The 20,103-nt window shown below is 55.1% G+C and carries 19 protein-coding genes and 3 pseudogenes; 14 read left to right on the forward strand and 8 right to left on the reverse strand.

The window, feature by feature from the left end; translation table 11 throughout:
* Positions 1-782 precede the first annotated feature (782 nt).
* The 4 genes and pseudogenes from ABIC79_RS21460 to ABIC79_RS25680 form a co-directional block, all read right to left on the reverse strand.
* Positions 783-2,120 carry an LLM class flavin-dependent oxidoreductase gene (locus ABIC79_RS21460; RefSeq protein WP_121019281.1) on the reverse strand — a complete coding sequence of 446 codons (1,338 nt, stop codon included), beginning with the start codon at positions 2,118-2,120 and terminating at the stop codon, positions 783-785.
* Positions 2,121-2,155: 35 nt separating this feature from the next.
* Positions 2,156-2,716 (reverse strand): GNAT family N-acetyltransferase, encoded by a 561-nt coding sequence (locus tag ABIC79_RS21465; protein ID WP_013575683.1) that lies wholly within the window; start codon positions 2,714-2,716, stop codon positions 2,156-2,158.
* A gap of 289 nt (positions 2,717-3,005) precedes the next feature.
* A complete protein-coding gene (locus ABIC79_RS21470) occupies positions 3,006-3,539 on the reverse strand; it encodes a GNAT family N-acetyltransferase (protein ID WP_112152407.1) in 534 nt (177 codons plus the stop codon).
* Positions 3,536-3,778: pseudogene (locus ABIC79_RS25680) on the reverse strand (adenylosuccinate lyase); the annotation flags it as partial. The gene ABIC79_RS21470 and the pseudogene ABIC79_RS25680, both read right to left, overlap by 4 nt.
* Here ABIC79_RS25680 and ABIC79_RS21480 point away from each other — a divergent pair.
* Entirely contained in the window at positions 3,715-3,921 is a 207-nt protein-coding gene (locus ABIC79_RS21480; RefSeq protein WP_314522819.1) for a hypothetical protein, read from the forward strand. The pseudogene ABIC79_RS25680 and the gene ABIC79_RS21480 overlap by 64 nt on opposite strands.
* A 50-nt stretch (positions 3,922-3,971) precedes the next feature.
* Here ABIC79_RS21480 and ABIC79_RS21485 read toward each other — a convergent pair.
* Positions 3,972-4,246 (reverse strand): annotated as a pseudogene (locus ABIC79_RS21485) (helix-turn-helix domain-containing protein).
* Positions 4,247-4,762: 516 nt separating this feature from the next.
* The gene (locus ABIC79_RS21490; RefSeq protein WP_013575680.1) at positions 4,763-5,488 is read right to left on the reverse strand and encodes a pirin family protein; all 726 of its coding nucleotides are present in this window, start codon (positions 5,486-5,488) and stop codon (positions 4,763-4,765) included.
* A 156-nt stretch (positions 5,489-5,644) separates the two neighbouring features.
* Here ABIC79_RS21490 and ABIC79_RS21495 point away from each other — a divergent pair.
* The 13 genes and pseudogenes from ABIC79_RS21495 (at position 5,645) to ABIC79_RS21555 (ending at position 18,481) form a co-directional block, all read left to right on the forward strand.
* Positions 5,645-6,541, forward strand: a pseudogene (locus ABIC79_RS21495) (LysR family transcriptional regulator).
* A 147-nt stretch (positions 6,542-6,688) separates the two neighbouring features.
* Positions 6,689-7,456 carry a phytanoyl-CoA dioxygenase family protein gene (locus ABIC79_RS21500; RefSeq protein ID WP_013575678.1) on the forward strand — a complete coding sequence of 256 codons (768 nt, stop codon included), beginning with the start codon at positions 6,689-6,691 and terminating at the stop codon, positions 7,454-7,456.
* 163 nt (positions 7,457-7,619) lie between these two features.
* Complete coding sequence (locus ABIC79_RS21505; RefSeq protein ID WP_013575677.1) at positions 7,620-8,468, forward strand: AraC family transcriptional regulator; 849 nt, start codon at positions 7,620-7,622, stop codon at positions 8,466-8,468.
* A gap of 261 nt (positions 8,469-8,729) precedes the next feature.
* Positions 8,730-9,824: an ABC transporter ATP-binding protein gene (locus ABIC79_RS21510; RefSeq protein ID WP_037035704.1), complete on the forward strand. Its 1,095-nt coding sequence runs from the start codon at positions 8,730-8,732 to the stop codon at positions 9,822-9,824.
* A gap of 4 nt (positions 9,825-9,828) precedes the next feature.
* Entirely contained in the window at positions 9,829-10,479 is a 651-nt protein-coding gene (locus tag ABIC79_RS21515) for an ABC transporter permease (protein ID WP_013575675.1), read from the forward strand.
* A complete protein-coding gene (locus ABIC79_RS21520) occupies positions 10,476-11,183 on the forward strand; it encodes an ABC transporter permease (RefSeq protein ID WP_015689988.1) in 708 nt (235 codons plus the stop codon). The genes ABIC79_RS21515 and ABIC79_RS21520 overlap by 4 nt, the downstream gene beginning before the upstream one ends.
* Positions 11,184-11,217: 34 nt before the next feature.
* Entirely contained in the window at positions 11,218-12,102 is an 885-nt protein-coding gene (locus ABIC79_RS21525; RefSeq protein WP_013575673.1) for an ABC transporter substrate-binding protein, read from the forward strand.
* Positions 12,099-13,643: an HAL/PAL/TAL family ammonia-lyase gene (locus tag ABIC79_RS21530; RefSeq protein WP_112198449.1), complete on the forward strand. Its 1,545-nt coding sequence runs from the start codon at positions 12,099-12,101 to the stop codon at positions 13,641-13,643. The genes ABIC79_RS21525 and ABIC79_RS21530 overlap by 4 nt, the downstream gene beginning before the upstream one ends.
* Complete coding sequence (locus tag ABIC79_RS21535; RefSeq protein WP_013575671.1) at positions 13,640-14,842, forward strand: CaiB/BaiF CoA transferase family protein; 1,203 nt, start codon at positions 13,640-13,642, stop codon at positions 14,840-14,842. Before ABIC79_RS21530 ends, ABIC79_RS21535 begins: the two co-directional genes overlap by 4 nt.
* A 15-nt stretch (positions 14,843-14,857) precedes the next feature.
* A complete protein-coding gene (locus tag ABIC79_RS21540) occupies positions 14,858-15,751 on the forward strand; it encodes a 3-hydroxyacyl-CoA dehydrogenase family protein (RefSeq protein ID WP_112198448.1) in 894 nt (297 codons plus the stop codon).
* Positions 15,748-16,518, forward strand: a complete 771-nt coding sequence (locus ABIC79_RS21545) for an enoyl-CoA hydratase (protein ID WP_013575669.1) — start codon at positions 15,748-15,750, stop codon at positions 16,516-16,518. The genes ABIC79_RS21540 and ABIC79_RS21545 overlap by 4 nt, the downstream gene beginning before the upstream one ends.
* Positions 16,519-16,573: 55 nt before the next feature.
* Positions 16,574-17,323: a histidine utilization transcriptional repressor HutC gene (hutC, locus tag ABIC79_RS21550; RefSeq protein WP_112198385.1), complete on the forward strand. Its 750-nt coding sequence runs from the start codon at positions 16,574-16,576 to the stop codon at positions 17,321-17,323.
* Between the two features lie 99 nt (positions 17,324-17,422).
* The gene (locus ABIC79_RS21555; RefSeq protein ID WP_354568454.1) at positions 17,423-18,481 is read left to right on the forward strand and encodes an NAD(P)-dependent alcohol dehydrogenase; all 1,059 of its coding nucleotides are present in this window, start codon (positions 17,423-17,425) and stop codon (positions 18,479-18,481) included.
* Between the two features lie 48 nt (positions 18,482-18,529).
* On the opposite strand, the gene ABIC79_RS21560 is transcribed toward ABIC79_RS21555, so the two are convergent.
* Entirely contained in the window at positions 18,530-19,456 is a 927-nt protein-coding gene (locus ABIC79_RS21560; protein ID WP_013575666.1) for a DMT family transporter, read from the reverse strand.
* A complete protein-coding gene (locus tag ABIC79_RS21565; RefSeq protein WP_013575665.1) occupies positions 19,453-20,040 on the reverse strand; it encodes a TetR/AcrR family transcriptional regulator in 588 nt (195 codons plus the stop codon). The genes ABIC79_RS21560 and ABIC79_RS21565 overlap by 4 nt, the downstream gene beginning before the upstream one ends.
* Positions 20,041-20,103: the final 63 nt, after the last annotated feature.

Below are 20,103 nucleotides of genomic sequence, written 5' to 3' on the forward strand. Positions count from 1 at the left end.
AATAAAATGAAGGAGAATATAATTCGCTATCGATATCTGTTTTTTGAGTGACTGCCTCAAATTCAGGGTTGCTGGCGTCGGCCCACACCGGCAGAACCTTGGGATCGCCGCCCACTCGGGCTCAAAGGTCAACACCTTGGGTTGCCACCCAAACTGGCCTCAAGGTCAAGGTCAAGGTCGTGTGCGTCGGCCCACACCGACCAGAGACCCGGTAACGCGCGGGCCTCTGGACTCCGCGCTTTTTTCACTTCGCGCTGTCGCGGGTATGACGGACATGTTCTGGTGCACTAGTCAGTGGCGCAAATTCAGGTGCTTCGCACTGCCTTCTCTCGGTCTTCAAGCCATAGGTCTTGAAGCCGCTCCGTTCAGCTGAATTTTGATCACGCCAATCCACTTTTCTAAAAGATCACAACATTCTGTCTTTGAATTTAAGATCGTGCGGGCGATTCAGAAAGCTTGCTGAACGGAGCGGCCTGGAGACCAGAGGCTCCAGGACCGAGTGAAGGAACCGCAAAGCGGCAAGCTTTCCAGCCTGTCGCTGCGATACCTGAAACATAGCCAGCGAGCGGAGCGCGCAGTGAAAGAGCCGGAGATTCCTAAGAGGCGCGGCGATAGGCGCCTCTTGGGGCCGGTTTGGGTGGCAACCCAAGGTGTTGACCTTAGGGCCGGTTTGGGTGGCAACCCAAGGTGTTGACCTTAAGGCCAGTTTGGGTGGCAACCCAAGGTCTTGACCTTAAAGCCCGTTTGGGTGGCAACCCAAGGTCTTTATGTGAAGATTGATTTTAAGACGCGAGTGCGGCGTCCCGCACAGAAACAAACTGATTCTCCGGCTCACTTAACCCCAGATTCCCCCGCAGGGTCTGTGCCTCATAGTCCGTCCGGTACAATCCCCGCGCCTGCAAAATTGGGATCACACGGTCGGTGAAATCATCAAACGCCGTCGGGGTGCCGCCCCGGACGATAAAACCGTCGGCCGCACCTGAGGTAAACCAGTGTTCCAGACCGTCGGCGACATCTTCGGCGGTACCGGAGAAGGTCGGTCGTGGTGTCGCGGCTTCCAGTGCGGCCTGACGCAGGGTTAATCCGCGTTCGCGGGCGTTGCGTTTGATCTCATCTGTGGTGCTGCGGAAGCTGTTTTGCCCCAACCCGCCGATGTCCGGGAATGGTGCATCCGGGTCGTATTGTGCAAAATCGTGATGCTCAAAGTAGCGGCCAAGATAATCCAGCGCGCTTTCCAGCGTCACCAGTTGGGCGGTTTCCTGATATCGACGTTCAGCATCGGCAGGCGACTCACCGATAATGACGCTGATACCCTGGAAGACGCGGATATCTTCGGCGGCACGGCCGTTTTCCACCAGCTGACGCTGTACATCGAGACGAAATGCGCGGGCCAGTTCGGGGGTTTCCTGACGGGTGTAAATGGCGTCAGCGGCTTCGGCAGCAAAGGCTTTGCCCTGTTCCGACGCCCCGGCCTGAAAGACGATCGGACGGCCCTGCGGCGAGCGTCCGACGTTCAGCGGCCCCTGCACCGAGTAGTATTTGCCGTGATGATTGAGTGTGTGCAGTTTCTCCGGCACAAAGAACTGGCCGGTGGCTTTGTTGCGCACAAATGCATCTTCTTCCCAGGAATCCCACAGCCCTTTCACCACGCTGACGTATTCACTGGCGATGCGGTAACGCTCGTCATGTTCCGGGTGCTTATCGCGGGAGAAGTTTTTCGCCGAGCCTTCCAGCGGCGAGGTCACCACGTTCCAGCCCGCCCGGCCACCGCTCAGATGATCGAGGCTGGCGAACTGACGCGCGACGGTAAACGGCTCGCTGTAGGAGGTGGATAAGGTGGCGACCAGTCCGATGTTGTGGGTGACCAGCGACAGGGCAGAAAGCAGGGTAATCGGTTCAAAACGGTTGAGGAAATGCGGAATAGATTTCTCAGTAATATAAAGTCCGTCGGCGACAAATAAGAAATCAAATTTAGCCTGTTCAGCTCGTTGCGCTAATTGCTGGCAGAACTGAATATTAATACTGGCATCAGCAACCGCATCCGGATGACGCCATGCAGACATATTTCCGGATGCGCCCTGAATAATGGCACCCAGGCGTATTTGTTTTTTCTGACTCATTGTTTCATCCTTAAGAATATATTATTCAGCCGCCGTTAAACCAGCGTGCGTAATTCAGCGATGGAGCGCACCAGCGGCGCCTGCTCCTGTGCTTCGAATGCCTGCTGGTTGAGAATTTTGCGCAGATAGACCAGTTCGACACCCAGCGGGTTGGTCGCGGTATGAAATGGCTCATAACCCCGTCGCTGATATAACCCGGTCAGCCACGGATGTTTCACCGCCGTTGCCAGATACACCGCCGGTGATTTCAGCGTGTCACGCAAAAACGTCTCTTCCACGTAGCGGATAATTTCATTGCCAAATCCCTGGCCTTTGGCATGTTCTGCCACCGCAAACCAGTGCACAAACGGCCACGGTGCAAGATGATTTTTTGCCGGTGTCCACAAAAAACGGGTGGTCAGCGTCGCCGTCAGTACGCCGTCGTTTTCCAGCACATAGGTGGTTTCATTGCGGATAACATCCCGCACGTCTTCAACGCTGGCGCGGGTGATGGTGAAATGAATGTTATGTTCCAGCAGCGGCTCGTAAGCCTTTTGCAAAAGGCTGTGCAGCGCCGCTGCTTCAGACTCCTGAGCAAGGCGGATCACGTGGCTCATATCCAGTTCCTGTTGTTCGCAACACATCGTTAACAACGATTATTAAAGTCAGGAACAAAGGATGTAAAACAACAATAGTTGCTATGCAGTTGCGGGAGATGGAATAGGGGGTGGGGTGGCCGCCCATACGGGCGTTAACTTCAAAGTCAAAACCGTGGGCGTCGGCCCACACCGACTTGGGGGGCGGCCTGCCGCCGCCCCCCAAGACCCCCTGGGCTCTTTCACTAATACCGCCGGACGAGGTTATAAACCGCGCTGACAATCCGTTTCGTCAGCATGGCGGTGAGGCTCATAACAAATTTTCCTGACGTTCCAGCCAGCGGGCGTGGCTTTTTTCATCGAGAATTTTTTTCATGTACAGCGTGGTGTGTCCTTTGCCGATGTCTCTTTCGAAGACCGGCTGAAAACCCAGTTTCAGGTACATGTCACGCAGCCACGGATGGCTGGTGGCGGTGCCAAGCGAGTAAGCCGGGGCTTTCAGTTCGCGGATCAGAATGTTGTCTTCCAGCCAGTCCAGCAGCTTCTTGCCGAGACGCTGACCGGTGTAATCCGGATGCGTGCCTAACCAGCCAATATGCGGCAGGCCTATGAGTCCCGGCATTGCACCCCACGGGAAGCGCAGGGTGACCGAAGCCACCATCCGCTGGTCATCAAAGAGCGCAAACACTGCATGATCGTTGAGATGTTGTGTCACGCTTGCCAGATCGGCGGTGGCAGCATCAAACTGAATCCCGAGTGCTTTGATTGGCGCATAAGCGTCCAGCATCAGCGCCAGATAATCGTGTTTATCATCCAGCGTCAGCCGCCTGAAATGTTGTGTCATAACCCGGATCCCTCAGAAGAAGTCAGATGACCGGACTGCACGGCAAAGCGGATGACCTCATCAACTTTTTGCGCGGCGCGGCCGGTGTAATGAGCCGGATCTCACCAGTGGTCAAGATCCCGTTCAGTAATATTGGCCGCCAGCACCGGATGTGCAAGCAGAACAGTTTTAAAAGATGGCTGTTTTTCAAACGCCTGCATGGCACAGTCATAAACCAGATGATGTGCAGTTTGTTTACCGGGTTATTGACCGTCAGACCGCAGGATTGCGTTTGTGTGGCATGGTGGTTGATCCGACAGGGGGGGTGCTGGTGGAAAGCCATAACAGCCTGCCCGAGCCTGACGTTAGCCACGGCTGCGATGTGCCGAATTCAGAGAGTTAGCCGGGAGAGGAAGAAAAAGGGCGTCTTTACAACGCCCTGAGATGTTTATGCTATTCGTCTGACGGGGGTTTCTTACCGGGCGTGCGCAATGGACGTTCAACAAATTGCATTGTGCGCTTATCGAAATACCGGCTTGGCCAGATAATCGAAGGTGGCACGCCGATAGCCTGGCTTATCAGCAATTCCCCTTCGGCCAGGGGCGGGTAAGCGCATTGGCTAATGTGGTTGAACATAAACCCGCAGCGCGTGAAACCGCAGACAAGGTGGTGCCTTTTTTGCGCAGTGCAGCAATGATGTCAGCGGGGTGCCAGTCCTGATTAATCAGGATTTCTCCCTCATGCTGCTGGATGTACGACGTAGGAAAAGGCAGGAAAGTCGGACTATGGGGCAGTTTCATAGGTATTCTCCGATGTGATAGTTAACCACCACCGGAGCTGCGAAACTCGTTTGGTGGTGGCTCAGACAAGGTTCGCAGTACCGGTCACATCGGAAGCCGGCCAGCCCGGAGGCTGCCTTGCCTGAGTCACCATAGGATGTACAAATTACAAGCATCTGTATCTGACAGGTGTACGGAGGCAAATACATAATTATTACATATGTATTTCCGATGTGGTATTCAGGCTGCGAAACCTAGCCGCGTATTTTTGACGCGACGAGGCGAATATAACGTAAGGAAGGGTTATAAACCAACTGGATAACGACATAGATGGGAGATGCTTTCCAGAGAAAACCCTCTGTAAAAGAGGATTACAGCAGGTTTTTTTGTCCGTGAGGACGAAGATAATAAAAGGGCAGGCGCATTGCCGAAAAACCGGTAATACGCCTGCTTAAACACTTTCAATCAGCGGGTCGGATGATTGACTTCCACCGGACGCAAATCAAACAGCAAGACTTCTGCCTGGTCGCCGTCCGTGAAGGTGAGTTTATCTTCCTGACGGATACGTGCACCGTCACCGGTTCTGAATTCAATGCCGTTCACTTTGATGCTGCCGCGTGCCACGTGGACATAGGCATAACGGTCAGGGTCAAGGTCGAACGTGGCCTGTTCCGCACCGTCGAAGAAGCCCGCGTAAATCTTCATGTCCTGACGCACGCTCAGTGAGCCATTGTCACCTGTTGGCGAGATAATCAGGCGGAACTGGCCGCGTTTTTCCGCTTCAGGCACAGACACCTGCTGGTAACCCGGTTTAGTCCCATTTTCAGATGGCACGATCCAGATTTGCAGGAAATGCACCTTTTCGTCACCGGAGTGGTTGAACTCACTGTGCGTCACACCGGAACCGGCGCTCATCAGCTGCACGTCGCCGGGGACAATCACAGAACCGGTACCCATTGAATCTTTATGCTCCAGCGCGCCTTCCAGCACATAAGAGATGATTTCCATGTTGCTGTGCGGATGCGCCCCAAAGCCGCGACCCGGTGCAACCTGATCATCGTTGATGACCAGCAGGTCTGAGAAGCCGACCTGTTTTGGATCCCAGTAACTGGCGAAGGAGAAGGTGTGACGTGAATGCAACCAGCCGTGGTCACCCAATCCGCGTTGTTCAGAGAGACGTTGTTCAATCATGATGTGCTCCTCAGTTTGTCAGGGGGGAAGCGCGTTTGCCCTTCCGATGAACAGAGAATACACGTAAACTAATTTGCTCAACAATGCGGTTGTTTGACTATTACTGTCACGTTTTGGTTGACAATAAATGGCGTGAGAATAAAGGGTGCGGATAAGATGCAGACAGAAGATCTTCGTATTTTTATTGCTGTGGTAAAAGCGGGGAGTTTTACCACGGCGGCTGAACAACTGATGCTTTCTAAACAATAGGTCAGTCGCCGCATGGCGTCGCTGGAGGCTGGCTTACATGCGCGGCTGCTCAACCGCAATACCCGCAAACTGTCGGTGACCGAGTCCGGCCAGTTGTTCGCGCAACATGCACAGCGCATCCTCGACGATATCGAAGAGGCCGAACGGGCGGTATCGCCCAGGCGGCAGGCGCTTCAGGGAACGTACCGCATCAGCATTCCGATGTCGTTTGGTATCAGCCACCTTTCGCCGCTGATTGCCGAGTTTTTAGGTCAGCATCCGGCGATTCAGTTTCAGGTAGAACTGGTCGATCGCTATGTGGATCTGGTGGGTGAAGGTTTCGATATCGCGCTGCGCATTGGTAATCTGGCGGATTCCTCGCTGGTGGCGCGGCGGCTTGGTGAACTGAAGCGGGTGATCTGCTGCAGCCCGGAATATCTTCAGCGTAAGGGGACGCCGGAAATGCCGGAGGATTTGCTCAACCATCATTGCCTGCGTTACGGGCGCGAAGGACAGACCGGCTGGGAGCTGGAGCTGGAGGGCAAACGTCGTCTGTTTGATGTGCGCGGGCCAATTGTCAGCAATAACGGCGAAGTGCTGCGCGATGCGGCCGTCGCCGGACTCGGGCTGGTATTACTGCCGGAATTTATCGTCGGACCGGCGCTGCAATATGGCGCACTGGTTCGCGTGCTGGATGCATTTCATCCCGGCGCACTCAGCCTGCATGCCATTTATCCGCAGCACCGTCAGCGCAGCGAAGTCACCCGGGTATTTCTCGATTTTTTACAGGAAAGGCTAAAGGCACAACTGCTGGTATCGGCCTGAGATAAGCACCGCAGAGGTGAGCAGACCTGCGTCACACTTTTTGGGCGATCACACATAAATCCAGTGTTTTGTAGGATTTGCATCGTTTTTTCCTATAAAAACTGCCGTACTTTTATGTTACGCAAACGTTAACTGAAGGGGCGGAAAATGAATCATTCATCTGAGCAATATCTTGCAGCGCTGGGCGCAACACAACCATTAACTCCGGCGCAGGCTGACGAGCTGGAGACGCGCGGATACCTTGTTATTCATAATGTTATCGACAAAGACTGGCTGGAAGAGATGCGCACCGCGTTTGACATGCTGGTGGACAAAGAGGGCGATAATCTCGCCGTCGAACACCATCAGGAAGCCACCGCGACCCGTATCGCCAACATGATCAACAAAGGTACCGTGTGGGAAAAAGTGTGGTCGCATCCGCTGATCCTGTCCGTCTGTCATCATATTTTTGGTGGCGCGTTTAAGGTTTCGAGCCTCAACGGACGCGAAGCGCTGCACCGGGGCGGCCATCAGCCGCTGCATGCTGACTGGAAAAAGCCGCGTCCGGATTTTCCGAAAGTCCATCTGGTCAATGCCATCGTGGCGATTGATGATTTGAGTGCCGCCAACGGCGCACCGCGCATTATTCCCGGCACCCATCACCGCCCGGAATTGCCGGAGGATGTGCTGGCGGATGTTGAATTACCGCATCCTGATGAAGTGGTGTTCGAAGCACCGGCGGGCAGCGTGATGATTTACAACGCTCACGCCTGGCACGGCGGCACCAATAACCGCATCGGCACCCGTCGCCGCGTGCTGCACAGTTTGTATATCGACCGCGCGGATGCACAGCAGCAGGATCAGCGTAAATGGCTGAAGCCGGAAACGGCAAGCCGCCTGACGCCTGCGCAGAAATGGTTGCTCGACGTGCTCTGAATTTCTGTTTTCCCCAGGCCTGGCCTGCCGGTCAGGCTTTTTCATGGCATTTTTACCGGCCTTTATGACGGACATCAGAGGGCGGTCACAGTGTGGCTGGCCGCATCACCGCGTATGTGTTACGTGTATGTTATTATGAAGAGAAAACCTCTGAGAGACTGCCATGCTGCAAGACGTGATAGAAACACTGTTCCGATCGGTGTCCGGCAGTGATGTGTTTGCTGTCAGGTTTCCTGATAATTCCCAGCCGCCGCCTGAACTGGCCTCCGTGGTCAGTTTTCCCCGTATTGAATTTGTCGTTGAAGGCGAAGTCCGCGATCGCAGCATTGCCACAGGCAAAGGGCTGCTCAGGCAGGGTGATGCGCTGTATATTCCGGGGGGAAAATGGAATCTGATGGTGTGGGACAAGCCCGCGATTGTGCTGAGTGTTCTGTTCAGCAAAGAAAAACTGGGGTTCAGTTTACAGTTTTGGGATGGCGTGACATTTACCGGCACGGATAAACAAAGTGTTTCCCGCCTTGGCCCGCGTGTAGGCTCGTTTCTGTTGCAGGCGATGAATGAAATTGTCTCCAGTCCTGACGACCAGCAAACCGCGCGCTGCGTGGTGGCGGGGCTGTTAAGTCATTGTCAGGAACAGCTCGCTAACAGGGCGCAGATCCTTACCCGCAGCGGGGCGCTGTTTGAGGTAATCAAAAAGTATATTGAAGAGAATGCCTCACTGCCGCTGACGCGCGAAAACGTGGCAAAGCGTTTCCATATCACGCCGAATTATCTGTCTCATTTGTTTCGTAAATCCGGAGATATCGGCTTCAGCGAGTATCTGAATCACGTCCGCCTGGAAAAGGCAAAACTGTTGCTTAAAGGTTATGAACTGAAAATCAAAGAAGTGGCGACCAGCAGCGGCTTCGTTGACAGCAACTATTTCTGCCGGGTTTTCCGCAAAAGCACCGCCCGTTCGCCTTCTGAATATCGCAGTCAGTGGCTGAGTCAGTTGTCAGAGCGAAAGTCGTAAACAGCCTGTAGCCAGAAAGTAAAACATTCCGCACCGCAATGGGGCGGGGTGTTTGTTTCTGGTGCAAAAAAACCGCATCTTCCGTTCACTTTTTACCCCCCGGCACATCCCATCCGCCGTAATCCGTGGCTTTTCACCCGCACAGAGAAGTTGGCATCCTGCTTGCTAGGTTGTACATACAAGTTAGTACATGTCAGGTCTGCAAAATAATCACACGCAGGCGCCTTATGAAAAACACTCCGTAATGTGGCTGGAAACGTAATGATTTCATTTGAGAGCATAAGCAAATTTTACGCAGATGGGACGGTGGCTGTAGACAGGCTGTCGTTCAGTGCGCCGACGGGACAAATTACTATGCTGGTCGGGCCTTCGGGCTGCGGAAAAACCACTTCACTGCGCATGATCAACCGGTTAACCGAGCCGTCTTCAGGCAACATTTTGCTGAACGGACAGCCGACCGCCGGAATGGATCTGGTCAAACTGCGCCGCAAAATAGGCTATGTGATCCAGAACGCTGGGCTGTTTCCGCACAAAACCGTGCAGGATAACATTGCAGTCACGGCGCTTCTCAACGGTGCGACACGCACGGCAGCGCGTAAAAAAGCCCTCGAATTACTTGAAATGGTCGGGCTTTCGCTGACGATGGCGGAGCGCTATCCGTGGCAGTTGTCCGGTGGTCAGCAACAAAGGGTCGGCGTGGCGCGTGCGCTGGCATCGGACCCGGAATTTATGCTGATGGACGAACCTTTCAGCGCCGTCGATCCGGTGGTGCGCGAACAGTTACAGGATGAGTTTTTAAGATTACAACGTGAAATCGGCAAGACCATTATTATGGTCACGCACGATATTGATGAGGCGATGAAATTAGGCGACCAGGTTGCGGTTTTCCGCCCCGGTGGTCGTCTGGCGCAAATCGCCTCACCGGTGAAATTACTTAATGAACCGGAGGATGCGTTTGTCGCTGACTTTATTGGCCGTGACCGCGGATACCGCAAACTTTCGTTCGATATGATCCCTGATAATATCAGCCTGACGAAAGAACCTGTGATCGCGCCGGGTATTTCCGTCAGCGAAGCCCGATCCCTTGCCGGAGAAAGTGCCTGGTTACTGGTGGTTGAAAATGAATGTCCGCTCGGCTGGTATGATGTGACACAAAATAAAACCACCGTGGACCCGGAAGATATTAATCTCGGCAGCACCTTTGCGCCGAAAAATGGCACGCTGCGTCAGTTAATGGATTCGGTATTAAGTTCTCCCTGTCAGCGCGGTATCGTGGTTGATGAACAGCAGCGCTTTATGGGTACGGCAAATATCGAACAGGTGTTTTCACTTTCTCATTCCCGTGCTGTGAGGTAATACCATGCGTTTTGACTGGTTATTTCAGCAGCGGGAAAATATATTAACGCTGCTCGGCTGGCATGTTTACCTGTCTGTTATTCCGGTATTAATCGGGCTGGCACTGGCTATTCCGGTCGGGGGTGTTTTGCACCGCTGTGGGAAATTTAAAGACGGCATTCTCAATATATTAGGACTGCTCTATACCATTCCTTCCCTGGCGTTATTTGTTTTATTACCCGGTCTGCTGGGCACGAAAATTCTGGATACCGTGAATGTCGTGGTGGCTCTGACACTTTATGCGTTTGCGCTGCTGATCCGTACCGTGTGCGACGGGCTGGATTCTGTTCCACATGAAACCCATCAGGCCGCTGTCGCCATGGGCTACCGGCCCTTGCAGCGTTTCCTGAGCGTGGAATTACCGCTGGCTGTGCCGGTAATCGCCGCAGGTATGCGGGTAGTGGTGGTATCGAACGTCAGTATTGTGTCGATTTCAGCACTGGTCGGCATGCCGCAGTTGGGGGCGTTATTTACTCAGGGTTTCCAGCTACATTTTCTGACGCCGATTATTGCCGGTATTTTCCTGTGCATTGTGCTGGCGCTGCTGCTGGATAATCTGGTGCTGCGCACCGGCAATAAAATGACCACCTGGCAACCGAAAAGGAATGCGAAATGATTAACTGGTTGCTGGACTCCGGTCACTGGCTCAACGATGACGGCTTGCTGGTGCTGATATTTCAGCATCTGATTTACAGCATTGAAGCGTTGTTTATTGCGGTGATTATCGCTTTCCCGATCGGTTGTTATGTCGGTCATACCGGCAAAGGTGCGATGTTATTAATCGGCAGCGCCAATGCCATGCGTGCGCTGCCCTCATTCGGGTTGATCATTTTACTGGTAATTCTGTTCGGGCCGGTATTTGAATCAGACCTGGCTTTTATTGTGCCTTGTCTGATTGTGCTGATCATTCTGGCATTACCGCCCATCATGATGGGGGTATATTCCGGCATCAGGGCGATTAATCCGGCGATTATTGACGCCGCAACCGGCATGGGATATTCACCGCTGAAATTACTGCTGACGGTGGAAATACCCTGTGCGATGGCGCTGATATTATCCGGCATTCGCAGTTCTGCGCTGCAAATTGTGTCTACGGCCACGATTGCTGCGTATGTTTCGCTTGGGGGGTTAGGACGGCTGATTATTGATGGCCGTGCGCAGAACGATTATCCGCAAATGGTTGCGGGTGCTTTTATGGTGGGAATATTAGCGTTACTGGTTGATGTATTTTTCTCTTTTTTAATTCGTTTCATTGTTTCACCAGGATTACGGCAGCGTGAACGCCGCCGTAAAAAAACAATTCCTTTATCGAATAACTGAATTATCTACTCACTCATTCCGGAGCCTGACAAAAATGAAATTGAAAAATCTGCTCGCCGTTGCCCTGTTTTCTGCTGCCGTCGTGCACGCCCCTGCCGCTTTCTCCGCTGAGACGGGTGGCACCATTATTATCGGTTCGGCGGACTTCCCGGAAAGCCAGCTGATTGCCACTATTTATCAGCAGGCGCTGGCGGCGAAAAACGTCAAGGTGGAAACCAAACTTAATATCGGCAGCCGTGAGGTGTATATGCCTGCGCTGCTTGACGGCTCAATCAACCTGATCCCGGAATACAGCGGTGCCACGCTGAGTTATCTCGACGAAAAAACCCAGGCGCATTCTGCTGAAGATGTGGCGGCGGCGCTGGCGAAAGCGCTGCCTGAGAAAATCAAAATGCTGGATATTTCTGCGGCGCAGGACAGCGATGTGCTGGCAGTGACTGAAAAAACTGCCAAAAAATACAATTTGAAAGATATCAGTGATCTGGCGCCGGTGGCGAAAACGCTGGTACTGGGTGGTCCGGCTGAATGGAAAACCCGTCGTGAAGGTGTGAAAGGGCTGAACGAAGTCTACGGCCTGACCTTTAAGAACTTCAAAGTGCTCGACGTCGCAGGTCCGCTGACGCTGTCTGCACTGACCAACAATCAGATTCAGGTCGCGGACATGACCTCAACCGATCCGGCGATGAAAACGAAGAATCTGGTGGCACTGGAAGATTCCAAACACTTATTCCCGGCGCAAAACATTGTGCCGCTGATTGCAAAAGACAAAGCCAGCGAGGTGGTTGAAACCACGCTGAACAATGTGTCCAGGCAACTGACCACCAGCGATTTGATCGTGATGAACGGCAAACTGGCGAATTTCGAAAGCGTGGATGCTGTGGCAAAAGAGTGGCTGACCGGGCACGGGCTGAATAAATGATGACGCGCACTGTCATCTTGGGCACGGCGGAAACCTCCGTCCGTGACATCGCCGATATCGCTTACGGGGCGCAGGTGCTGCCGGACCCGTCAGCATCGGACGCCATGCTGATCGTGCACGAGAAAATCAGGCAGGCGATTGATAACAATAAAGTGATTTACGGCCTGACCACCGGCGTGGGCGACCTGGTCACTCAGCGCCTGTCGCCGGAGCAAATTTCCGACGTGCAACTCAATATGCTGAAAAGCCATGCCTGCGGTACAGGGCCGGTTCTGGCGCAGCATGAAGTGCGGGCGATGATGGCGGTGATGATGAAATCCCTGTTGCAGGGATTCAGCGGCGTCAGCCCGGCGCTGGTGCAGACGATGGCCGATATGCTCAATAAGGGGGTGACGCCGTGGTCACCCGCCAAAGGGTCGGTCGGCTATCTGATTGCCACCGCACATATCGGGCTGTCAGTGTTCGGCTATGGAAAATCGTTCTATCAGGGCGAACTGTTACCGGCACGGGAAGCCCTGGAACGGGCGGGGATTGCCGTGCGCATTCCCGGCCCGCGCGAAGGCCATGCACTGGTCAGCGGTACGTATGAAATCACTGCGCTGGGTTGTCTGGCGGCGGAAACTTTCCGCGAATTGCTGCCGGTGGCGGATGCCGCGGGTGGCATGAGTCTGGAAGTGCTGAAGGGAAACATCCGCGGGTATGACGCCCGCCTTCATGCGCTGCGCCCGCACGACGGTCAGCAGGAAACCGCGCGGATTTTGCGCAGTTTACTGCGTGACAGTGAGATCCTCGATAAATACCGTGATTTTCGCGTGCAGGACGCGCTGAGCCTGCGCTGTATTCCGCAAATGCACGGCGCGGCGCGGGATGTGCTGAGTTATTGCCTGAAAACGCTGACCACGGAAGTGAATTCTGTCACGGATAATCCGGTGTTTATGGTCGAAGACGGCGAGCTGAATGTACTGCCGGGGGGCAACGGGCACGGTGCGCCGGTGGCGCTGTGTCTGGATGCGCTGGCGATTGCCATTGCGCAACTCAGCACCGGTTCGCAGGCCCGTTCTGACCGCCTGACGAACAGCCATCTCAGCGGATTGCCGGCTTTTCTGGTGGCCAATGGCGGGGCGCATTCAGGGATGATGATCCCGCCGTATGCAGCGGCCGCGCTGGCAGGGGAAAACCGTGCGCTGGCAGCACCGGCCAGTGTGCATACCGTGTCCACCTGTGCCGGACAGGAAGATCACATTTCCATGGGCGTGACGGCGGCACGCAATGCTATTGATGCCGTTGAAAATGCCATTGATATCGTGGCGATAGAAATCCTGTGTGCCACGCAGGCGGTGGAATTCCACCGGCCACTGCGCGCCTCGGCGGGCACGGAAACCGTGCTGTCTCTGGTGCGTGAGCAGGTGGCCTTCCGGCAGAGTGACGAGGAAATGTATCCGGATATGCTGGCTATCCGCCAGCTCATCAAACAGGGCGATATCTTGCGCGCGCTGACACCTTTGATTTTCGCAGACACCGTTGAGGGAGAAACCGCATGAGTGTATCAGCGACATCCCGGCCGCTGGAAGGGATCAAAGTGCTCGACCTTTCCCGCGTGCTGGCCGGGCCTTACTGCGCTTCGCTGCTCAATGATTTGGGTGCGGAAGTGATCAAAATTGAAATGCCGGGTAAAGGTGACGATTCCCGTGATTTCACCCCGCATGTTAATGGCGAAAGCACCTATTTCATGCTGCTTAATCACGGCAAAAAAAGCCTGACGCTGAACCTGAAATCACCGCAAGGCCGGGCCGTGCTGGAGCAACTGATCGAAAGCGCGGATGTGCTGGTGGAAAATTTCCGGCCCGGTGTGACCACCCGCCTGGGCATTGATTATGACGCCGTAAAGAAGATCAATCCGAAGCTGGTGTATGCGAGTATTTCCGGTTTTGGGCAGCAGGGACCGCTGGCGCATAAAGCCGCTTACGATCATGTGATCCAGGCGATGGGCGGCATTATGCAGGTCACCGGCTGGGCGAACGGCGAACCGACGCGGGTGGGGGATGCGATTGGTGATGTGGTGTCGGGTCTGTACTGTTCGTGGGGCATTCTGGCGGCATTGCTGCAACGGGGCATTACCGGCCTCGGGCAACATGTGGATGTCGCGATGCTTGATGCGATGGTGTCGATGCAAATGGTCTCGCTGACACAACTGCTGGGCGGTATGCCGCTGGCCGGGCGACTGGGCAATGCACATCCGATCAGCGCCCCCATGGACAGCTACCGTGCGGCAGACGGTTATCTGGTGATTGCCGTCGCCAATGACAGCCTGTTCCTCCGTCTGGCACAGGCCATTGGCAAACCGGAAATCGTACAGGATGCGCGCTTTGCGACGGATCCGCAGCGCCTGAAACATCAGTACGAATTACGGGTGCTGATTGAAGAGTGGTTGCACGACAAAACGGTGGCCGGGGCGCTCGCCCTGCTCGACGCCGGTGGTATTCCCGCCGCACCGGTCTGGGGGCTGGATGAACTGCTGCAAAGCCCGCATGCCGCCGAACGCGGATTACTGCATCAGGTGATGCATCCGGTTGCCGGTGAAATCAGTATCTTACCGCAGCCCGTGAAGCTGAGCGGCATGAACCAGCTACCCGATTTAATGCCGCCACAGCTTGGCGAGCACACCCGCGCCATTCTCAGTGCACAACTGGGGCTGTCTTCGCAGGAGATGGACACACTTGCGCAACAGGGCGTCATTTAACCTGAGGCAGATAATATGGAACCAACGCAGGTTGCAGTCATTGGCGCGGGCACGATGGGCGCGCGGATCGCTGCGGTATTTGCCGCCAGCGGCTTTAAGGTGGCGCTTTATTCACGCACTGAAAACTCGCTGCACAATGCGGCCAAAGTGATCGACAGTATCGACGCCGGGCTGACGGCGTCGGTCACGTTTACGACGTCCATGGCGGAATGTCTGAAAGGCGCGAAGATTGTTTCGGAGAATATCGCTGAGGTGCTGGCGCTTAAGCAGCAGATTTTTCAGGAGATCGAAAAACATGTCAGCGACGACTGTCTGCTGACCACCAACACCTCCAGCGTCCCGGTCGGGCAGATTGCCAGCGTACTGGCGGTGCCGTCGCGCTTTATCGGCCTGCACTGGTTTAATCCGGCGGATGTGATGCCGATGGTGGAAATTGTCTGCGGACCGCAAACCCATGAAAATACGCGTCAGCAGGCCGATGCGCTTTGTCAGCAACTGGGTAAACAGACGGTGACCATTCATAAAGAAGCGCCGGGTTTTATCGTCAACCGGTTGCAATACGCCATGCTGCGTGAGGCGTTGCATCTGGTCACAGCCGGAATTGCCAGCATCGAAGACGTGGACTTCGCTGTACAAAGTACGCTCGCCCCGCGCTGGTCGGCGATGGGGCCGCTGAAGCTGATGGATTTTGCCGGACTGGACACGGTGAAAAATGTCGCCGCGATATTACTGCCAGCCTTATCGCGCGACGAGGAGCTGCCGCCGTGGTTGCTGGCGCAAATTGAGCAGGGCAATCTGGGCACCAAAACCGGCGCCGGGTTTTATCCGTGGACGGCGCAGGCTATTGAAGAAGGTCTCGCGCACCGAAACGCCACAATCCTTGCCATCAGCGGGATGCAAAAACCATGAGCGAACTTATCCGCTGTGAACGTCATCAGGGCGTGGCGCATATCATTCTTAACCGGCCGGAAAAACTTAATGCGCTGAGTGCAGAAATGCTGACGCAATTGCTGGAGAAAATGCGCGAACTGGACGGTGATAAACAGATCCGCGCGATGGTGATTTCCGGCTCCGCGCGTGCGTTTGCTGCGGGTGCCGATACCGGCACGCTGGCCACCGCCTCAGCGATAGCCCTTTACACCAGCGGTTTCAGTGAAAAGTGGGATCAGATTGCCGCCATTGAAACGCCGGTTGTCGCGGCGTTATCCGGTTATGCACTGGGCGGCGGGCTGGAACTGGCGTTGCTGTGCGATATCGTGATTGCCGATGACACGGCCATCATCGGGCTGCCGGAAACGCACATCGGGATTATCCCCGGCGCGGGTGGCACGCAGCGGCTGGTTAAATCGGTGGGGAAATCACTGGCGATGGAAATCATCCTCGCCGGGCGAAAAATCACCGCCACAGAAGCGCTGGCCGCCGGACTGATCAGCCGTGTCACCACGCCGGAAACGTTAACGGAACAGGCGTTAAAGATTGCGCAGAATATTTCCCGTGCCGCACCGCTCGCCGTTAAGATGGCCAAAAAAGCCGTGCTGGCGAGTTTCGATATGGGCTTAACGGCGGGCATCAGTTATGAACGTTCGTTGTCGGCCCTGATTGCGGCCAGTGACGACCGCAGCGAAGGCATGCGTGCACTGGCGGCGAAAGAACAGGCGGCGTTTACCGGCAAATAACGTCCGGTGAAATACGCCAGCCGCCGTGCTCCGTGCGACATACAAGGCAGGAATAATGTCATCAAACAGAACGCTATCAGAAATCATTGCGGACGCCGGAGACGAGCCTTCTCCGCTGTATAAGCAGGTGAAACAGGGGATCATTAATCAGATCCTGCACGGACACTGGCAACCGCATCAGCGCGTGCCGTCAGAAAGTGAACTGGTCGCCGAGCTGGGGTTCAGCCGGATGACCATAAACCGGGCACTGCGCGAGTTAACCACGGAGGGCTATCTGCTGCGTTTGCAGGGCGTCGGCACCTTTGTCAATGAAATGAAAGCGTTCACGCCGATGCTGGAAGTGAATAACATTTCTGACGAAATTAAGAGCCGCGGGCACTTTCATACCTCCCGCGTGTTGCAACTGGGTAAGCAAAGTGCCGGTGACAGCATGGCGATGAAATTTATGCTGCTGCCCGGCGTGGTGTTGTTTCATTCGGTGATTGTGCATTACGAAAATGACATTCCGGTGCAACTGGAAGACCGGCTGGTGAATCCGGACATCGCCCCCTTGTATTTACACCAGGATTTCACTAAAACCACGCCTTTCGCCTATCTGACCCAACTGGCACCGCTGACGGCGGGCGAACATACCATTGAAGCGGTGATGGCCAGTCACGACGAACAGCGCCTGCTGAATATTCATCAGACCGAGCCGTGCCTGCAAACCCTGCGCCGCACCTGGCATCATGAAAAAGTGGTGACCTGCGCCCGGCTGTTGTATCCGGGCGGACGCTACAAAATGTTCGGCAGCTTTAAGAAATAAACTGAACAGGATCAGGCAAGGATTCAGGAGGACTGTGGCTTGTGACTTCGGCGGTAAATTCTATAGTTAACGGGTCATTAACGACTCAGGAGTTTACTGATGAAAACTGTTGGATTTGCTGCTTACGATCCTAAAAAACCGCTGGCGCCGTTTACGTTTGAACGCCGCGGCCTGCGTGATAACGATGTCGCAATGGAAATTCTGTATTGCGGCGTTTGCCATTCCGATTTACATACCGCAAGAAATGACTGGGGCTGGAGCTATTATCCGATTGTTCCCGGCCATGAAATCGTCGGACGTGTCACCAGCATTGGTAAAGGCGTCACCCGCTACAAACCAGGCGATCATGTTGCCGTCGGTTGCATGGTAGACAGTTGTCAGGAATGCGATCAGTGTAAAAAAGGTGAAGAACAGTTGTGCCGCGAAGGTAACACCGGGACTTACGCCGGTTATGATCGTTTCACCAAAGAGCCGACGCAGGGCGGATACTCCAAGCATTTAGTGGTGCGCGAGGAGTTTTGTCTGCGTATGCCGGAAGGGTTAGATCTCTCCAAAGCCGCGCCGCTGCTGTGCGCCGGTATCACCACCTGGTCGCCGCTGAAAACCTGGAACGTCGGGCCGGGCAGCCGTGTGGGCGTGATTGGTCTGGGCGGTCTGGGCCATATGGCGGTCAAACTGGCGGTCGGTCTGGGTGCAGATGTTACGGTGGTGAGCCGTTCAAATGCCAAAGAAGCCGATGCGCTGGAATTAGGTGCAAGCCGTCTGCTGGTCAGCGCCGACAGCGACGCGATGGCGCAGGCACACGATCATTTTGATTTAATCATCGATACCGTGCCGGTCAAACATGACGTCACGCCGTACCTGCCGTTGCTGGATGTGGACGGTACGCTGGTGCTGGTCGGGCAGGTCGGGCCGATGGACGAATTCAACACCGTACCGCTGTTGTTAGGCCGTCGTCGCGTGGCCGGTTCGCCAATCGGCGGCATCCGTGAAACGCAGGAAATGCTCGACTTCTGTGCTGAGAAAAACATTCTGCCGGATTGTGAAATGATCCGCATGGATGAAATTAACGAAGCGTTTGAGCGTATGGAAAAAGCCGATGTGCGCTATCGTTTTGTGATTGATATGGCCTCCCTGACCGCGCCTGCGGCGGTGTAATCTGTCGCAGCAATGAAGACAAAAATGGCTCCTGCGGGAGCCATTTTTTCAGGCAGAAACCGGTAAGGTTGCGCGTCTTTTCAGCGGCACGGTGATAAAAATCAGACAGGCAACCACCAGCCCGATACCTGTCCAGCCCAGCGGCGGCAGGCGTTCGCCCACAATCACCACCGCCAGCACGGCGGCGACCGCCGGTTCCAGCAGGGTGATGGTGGTGGCCATGCTGGCCGGAATGCGTGCCAGGGCATAACCGAAACAGACATAACCGACAAACATCGGGATAAGCGCCATGTACGCGCCGACCGCGGCGTTATTCCATGACGCCAGAAGGGGCGCGCCGGTCATCCACAGCACCGGCATCAGCAGTAAACCGCCCAGCCCGAACGTGGCGCCCATTGCCGCGCGGGAAGGGACGCCGCGCTGCATTAAATGACGCGCCGCCCAGGCATAAAGCGCGTAGGTCAGCCCGGCAATCAGCCCGAGTACCACACCGGCTATCGCGTGGTCGCCCTGACCGGCGGTGGAGTGACTGCCACTTTCACCGACGCAAAGTAACACCATGCCCGCCACGCCAATGGCGGCGCCGGTCATCCAGCGGCGGGTGAGACGTTGTCCGTCGAGATAATATTCAATCAGTGCGGATAACAGCGGCGCAGAACCGAGGGAAATCACGGTACCGACCGTGACGCCCGCCAGGTGCATCGAGGCGTAAAACGCCAGCGGATAAACTGCGACCGCCAGTGCGCCGGTAAATAACATGCGTGCGTTGTTCACCAGAGTTACCCGGCTGGTGACTATCCTTCTGGCGGAAATCAGCGCCTGCAACAATCCGCCCAGCCCCATGGCCACTGCGCCGATCGCCAGCGGGCTGACGTCGGGCGCAAATGTCGCCGCCGTGCCGGTCGACCCCCACAGAACGGAAGCAAATACCACGGCGAGTACGCCCGTCATGCGTTCACGAGGCGTTATCGTCATGGCACCTCCATCATTGAGGCCGCCATGTCCATCGCCTGACGGACACATTGACCGTTGCCTTCCAGACCTGCACGCGAAATCGCGCCTTCCAGTAAAAATGAAAAATGCCGCGCCATCAGGCGGGCTTTGGCCTCGTCAGTGGGGAACAGTTCGAGAAGATGCGCAGTCACGATAGCTTCAACATGTTCTTTATGCCCGCGCACGGCGTGCCTGCCGGGCGCTCCGGCGGGCAGTTCGGCGGCGGCATTCAGTAACCCGCAGCCACGAAAGCCGTGCTCATAGGCAAATTCAGCGTGATCGTCATACGCCTGAAACACGGCGAGCACTTTTTCTTTCGGTGTTTTAGCTTTTTCAACACGCCGGGCGTACAGCTCCAGCCATTCGTCATGACGTATTTCAATGTACGTCGCGACCAGTTCAGCCTTGGATTCGAAATTGTTGTAGAGGCTTTTTTTGGCGACACCGGCACGTTTGATGATTGCGTCAATCCCGGTCGCAGCAATGCCGTTGTTATAAAACAGAACCCGGGCGGCACCGAGAAGCCGGTCGCGGGCGCTTTCAGGAGAGGAGTCTGTGGTGGACATTTTTTTTACTCGTGTTGTTCATCTTGCCTGTATGTATACCAGTCTACCTACTCAATGTAAACA

Origin of the sequence: Rahnella sp. 2050 (assembly GCF_040544515.1) — a bacterium.
Classification (GTDB): Bacteria; Pseudomonadota; Gammaproteobacteria; order Enterobacterales; family Enterobacteriaceae; genus Rahnella; species Rahnella aceris.

Bases quoted from the DNA above. Each gene is read 5' to 3' on its own strand.
- ABIC79_RS21460 (WP_121019281.1), bottom strand. From the start codon at position 2,120: ATGAGTCAGAAAAAACAAATACGCCTGGGTGCCATTATTCAGGGCGCA.
- ABIC79_RS21465 (WP_013575683.1), bottom strand. From the start codon at position 2,716: ATGAGCCACGTGATCCGCCTTGCTCAGGAGTCTGAAGCAGCGGCGCTG.
- ABIC79_RS21470 (WP_112152407.1), bottom strand. From the start codon at position 3,539: ATGACACAACATTTCAGGCGGCTGACGCTGGATGATAAACACGATTAT.
- ABIC79_RS21480 (WP_314522819.1), top strand. From the start codon at position 3,715: ATGGCTGTTTTTCAAACGCCTGCATGGCACAGTCATAAACCAGATGAT.
- ABIC79_RS21490 (WP_013575680.1), bottom strand. From the start codon at position 5,488: ATGATTGAACAACGTCTCTCTGAACAACGCGGATTGGGTGACCACGGC.
- ABIC79_RS21500 (WP_013575678.1), top strand. From the start codon at position 6,689: ATGAATCATTCATCTGAGCAATATCTTGCAGCGCTGGGCGCAACACAA.
- ABIC79_RS21505 (WP_013575677.1), top strand. From the start codon at position 7,620: ATGCTGCAAGACGTGATAGAAACACTGTTCCGATCGGTGTCCGGCAGT.
- ABIC79_RS21510 (WP_037035704.1), top strand. From the start codon at position 8,730: ATGATTTCATTTGAGAGCATAAGCAAATTTTACGCAGATGGGACGGTG.
- ABIC79_RS21515 (WP_013575675.1), top strand. From the start codon at position 9,829: ATGCGTTTTGACTGGTTATTTCAGCAGCGGGAAAATATATTAACGCTG.
- ABIC79_RS21520 (WP_015689988.1), top strand. From the start codon at position 10,476: ATGATTAACTGGTTGCTGGACTCCGGTCACTGGCTCAACGATGACGGC.
- ABIC79_RS21525 (WP_013575673.1), top strand. From the start codon at position 11,218: ATGAAATTGAAAAATCTGCTCGCCGTTGCCCTGTTTTCTGCTGCCGTC.
- ABIC79_RS21530 (WP_112198449.1), top strand. From the start codon at position 12,099: ATGATGACGCGCACTGTCATCTTGGGCACGGCGGAAACCTCCGTCCGT.
- ABIC79_RS21535 (WP_013575671.1), top strand. From the start codon at position 13,640: ATGAGTGTATCAGCGACATCCCGGCCGCTGGAAGGGATCAAAGTGCTC.
- ABIC79_RS21540 (WP_112198448.1), top strand. From the start codon at position 14,858: ATGGAACCAACGCAGGTTGCAGTCATTGGCGCGGGCACGATGGGCGCG.
- ABIC79_RS21545 (WP_013575669.1), top strand. From the start codon at position 15,748: ATGAGCGAACTTATCCGCTGTGAACGTCATCAGGGCGTGGCGCATATC.
- hutC (WP_112198385.1), top strand. From the start codon at position 16,574: ATGTCATCAAACAGAACGCTATCAGAAATCATTGCGGACGCCGGAGAC.
- ABIC79_RS21555 (WP_354568454.1), top strand. From the start codon at position 17,423: ATGAAAACTGTTGGATTTGCTGCTTACGATCCTAAAAAACCGCTGGCG.
- ABIC79_RS21560 (WP_013575666.1), bottom strand. From the start codon at position 19,456: ATGACGATAACGCCTCGTGAACGCATGACGGGCGTACTCGCCGTGGTA.
- ABIC79_RS21565 (WP_013575665.1), bottom strand. From the start codon at position 20,040: ATGTCCACCACAGACTCCTCTCCTGAAAGCGCCCGCGACCGGCTTCTC.